A 3,408-nucleotide genomic window follows, 5' to 3' on the forward strand; every position below is an offset into this window, starting at 1 on the left:
ATGCATTTGACCAATCAGGTAGTTCTGTCAGCAGTGCGGGAGACATCAACGGCGATGGTCTTGACGACCTGATTATTGGGGCACCCTTTGCCTCCCGATCTTCTGGGGAGAGCTACGTGGTGTTTGGCAGCAAAGACCGTTTTAGTGCCAGGCTCCATGTCAGCAACCTCAACGGCACTAATGGCTTTGCCATCAACGGCATCAATCAAGACGACGACTCAGACCGTTCAGTCAGCAATGCAGGAGATGTCAACGGTGACGGTATTGACGACTTGATTATCAGCGCACCAAGTGCAAACACAAACGGTTCCGACTCAGGGCAATGCTATGTAGTGTTTGGTAGCCGAGGCGGTTTTGGTGCCAACTTCGATCTTTCCACCCTGAATGGTACCAACGGCTTTGCCATCAATGGCATTAATCCAGGTGACAGACTACGACGCTGACTGCTGTTAATTTCGTCACGCTTTAATGATCTCGATTTATGCAACGCCGACCTTAGTTGCATGAATCTGCAACTTTGATGCATCGACCTGCATCAAAGTTGTATCTAAGTTGCAAAAATGAGCTTACTTCTTTAACCTTGTTTAATCCTAGAGTGGGAAAGCTATGTTGTATTGGCCTGCACCCTTGTTGCATCAAAGAGCAACTTTCATGCATCGACTCGCACCTTTGTTGCATCAAAGAGCAAAAGTTAACCCAAGGAACCAACAGCACTAATGACTCAAACTCCCGTTTCTGCCTCTACTGGACTAGAAATCAACGCTTCTAGGCAATTCGTCCCTTGGCTATACGAGCAAAATCTCAGTTTGGCATTCACTACCTACCAAGCAGGCAAAGTATTTTTCATCGGCTTGCAACCAGACAAACGGCTGTCGGTGTTCGAGCGGACTTTTGATCGCTGCATGGGTTTGTATAGCCAGGGAAGCAGCTTATATATGAGTTCCCTGTATCAACTGTGGCGATTGGAAAATACTCTTGAACCTGGACAAGTTCACAACGGCTATGATGCTCTCTATCTGCCGCAACTGGGTTACATCACTGGGGATTTAGACATCCATGACATCGCCCTTGCCAATTCTCCAGAATCAAACAATCCACAGAAATTGATATTTGTCAATACTCTCTTTAGCTGTCTAGCTACAGTCAGCGAAACCCATAGCTTCGTCCCTGTGTGGCAGCCCCCGTTTATCTCCAAGCTAGCGGCAGAAGACAGGTGTCATCTCAACGGGTTGGCAATGCGCTCAGGAAAACCGAAGTATGTCACTGCTGTGAGTCAGTCAGATGTAGCCGAGGGATGGCGGGACAAACGAACCAACGGTGGTTGCGTTATTGATGTCGAAAGCAGCGAAATCGTGTTAGCGGGACTGTCAATGCCCCACTCTCCTCGGTGGTATCGAGACAAACTGTGGTTACTCAACTCTGGTACAGGGGAATTTGGTTACGTGGACTTAGATCGGGGGGTATTTGAACCCGTAGCTTTCTGTCCAGGTTATCAGCGCGGATTAACCTTTCACGGCGACTTCGCGGTGGTGGGGATTTCTCAACCCAGGCACAACAAAACCTTTAGCGGGCTGCCGCTAGATGAGAAGTTGCTAGCCTTGCAAGCTGAACCTCATTGCGGATTGCTGGTAATTGACCTCAGAAGTGGGGATGTTGTCCATTCTCTGCGCTTAGAAGGGGTGGTGCAGGAACTTTACGATGTAGTGGCATTAGCAGGGGTGCGGCGACCGATGGCTATTGGTTTCAAGAGCGATGAAATCCGGCGGCTAATCACTGTTGGCACAGATTCTTGAACTGCTGCCTCTTGTTGAACGGAATCTCTAAAGTCTCAAATCTTAAAACAAAGGAAAAACTCATGGCAAATTCAGTTTTCAACTTATCTAACCTCAACGGCACTAACGGCTTTGTTCTTAACGGCATCGCAGCAGGTGACGTCTCAGGCAGATCTGTCAGCAGTGCCGGGGATGTCAACGGTGACGGCATCGACGACCTGATTATCGGGGCATTCGGTGCCGACCCCAACGGCAACAGTAGTTCAGGGCAGAGCTACGTGGTGTTTGGCAAAAGCACACCCTTTAGCCCGGCTCTTAACCTCTCCACCCTCAACGGCACTAACGGCTTTGCTATTAACGGCATCAATGCATTTGACTTCTCAGGCAGATCTGTCAGCAGTGCCGGGGATGTCAACGGTGACGGCATCGACGACCTGATTATCGGGGCAGCTTATGCCAACCCCAACGGCTTCAGCTCAGGGCAGAGCTACGTAGTGTTTGGCAATAGCATAGGTTTTAGCGCGACTCTTAACCTCTCCACCCTCAACGGCACTAACGGCTTTGCTATTAACGGCTTCAATGCATTTGACTTCTCAGGCAGATCTGTCAGCAGTGCCGGAGATATCAACGGTGACGGCATCGACGACCTGATTATCGGGGCAAGAGATGCCGACCCCAACGGCACCGACTCTGGGCAGAGCTACGTAGTGTTTGGCAATAGCACAGGTTTTAGCGCGACTCTTAACCTCTCCACCCTCAACGGCACTAACGGCTTTGTTCTTAACGGCATCGCAGCAGGTGACGCATCAGGCTATTCTGTCAGCAGTGCCGGAGATATCAACGGTGACGGCATCGACGACCTGATTATCGGGGCAAGAGGTGCTTCCCCCAACGGCTTGTATTCAGGGCAGAGCTACGTGGTGTTTGGCAATAGCACAGGCTTTAGCGCGACTCTTAACCTCTCCACCCTCAACGGCACTAATGGTTTTATTCTTAACGGCATCGCAGCAGGTGACGTCTCAGGCAACTCGGTCAGCAGTGCCGGGGATGTCAACGGTGACGGCATAGACGACCTGATTATCGGGGCATACCTTGCCGACCCCAACGGCAACCTTTCAGGGCAGAGCTACGTAGTGTTTGGCAATAGCACAGGCTTTAGCGCGACTCTAGACCTCTCCACCCTCAACGGCACGTCAGGCTTTGCGATTAACGGCATCGCTGAACGTGACTTATCAGGTTATTCTGTCAGCAGTGCCGGGGATGTCAACGGTGACGGCATAGACGACCTGATTATCGGGGGATTCGGTGCCTCACCCAACGGCTCCCAATCAGGGCGGAGCTACGTGGTGTTTGGCAAAAGCACAGGCTTTAGCGCGACTCTAGATCTTTCCACCCTCAACGGCACTAATGGTTTTATTCTTAACGGCATCGCAGTAGGTGACGTCTCAGGCAACTCGGTCAGCAGTGCCGGGGATGTCAACGGTGACGGCATAGACGACCTGATTATCGGGGCAAGACTTGCCTCCCCCAACGGCTCCTCTTCTGGGCAGAGCTACGTGGTGTTTGGCAACCGCGCTCCCATCTTCGACCTCAACGGCACTAACGGATTAGGTATTGATTTTAGCACTACTTTTAC

General features: G+C 51.1%; 3 protein-coding genes. All 3 read left to right on the plus strand.

Annotation, left to right across the window (positions count from 1 at the left end):
* Positions 1 to 443 (plus strand): integrin alpha (locus V7K69_RS06555; protein ID WP_442936125.1); only part of this gene is annotated, 443 nt, incomplete at its 5' end.
* Between the two features lie 273 nt (positions 444 to 716).
* Positions 717 to 1,793 (plus strand): TIGR03032 family protein, encoded by a 1,077-nt coding sequence (locus V7K69_RS06560; RefSeq protein WP_335032492.1) that lies wholly within the window; start codon positions 717 to 719, stop codon positions 1,791 to 1,793.
* Between the two features lie 62 nt (positions 1,794 to 1,855).
* Positions 1,856 to 3,408: beta strand repeat-containing protein (locus tag V7K69_RS06565; RefSeq protein WP_335032494.1), on the plus strand; the 1,553-nt coding region annotated here is incomplete at its 3' end.

The organism is Nostoc sp., from assembly GCF_036917775.1.
Lineage (GTDB): Bacteria > Cyanobacteriota > Cyanobacteriia > Cyanobacteriales > Nostocaceae > Nostoc.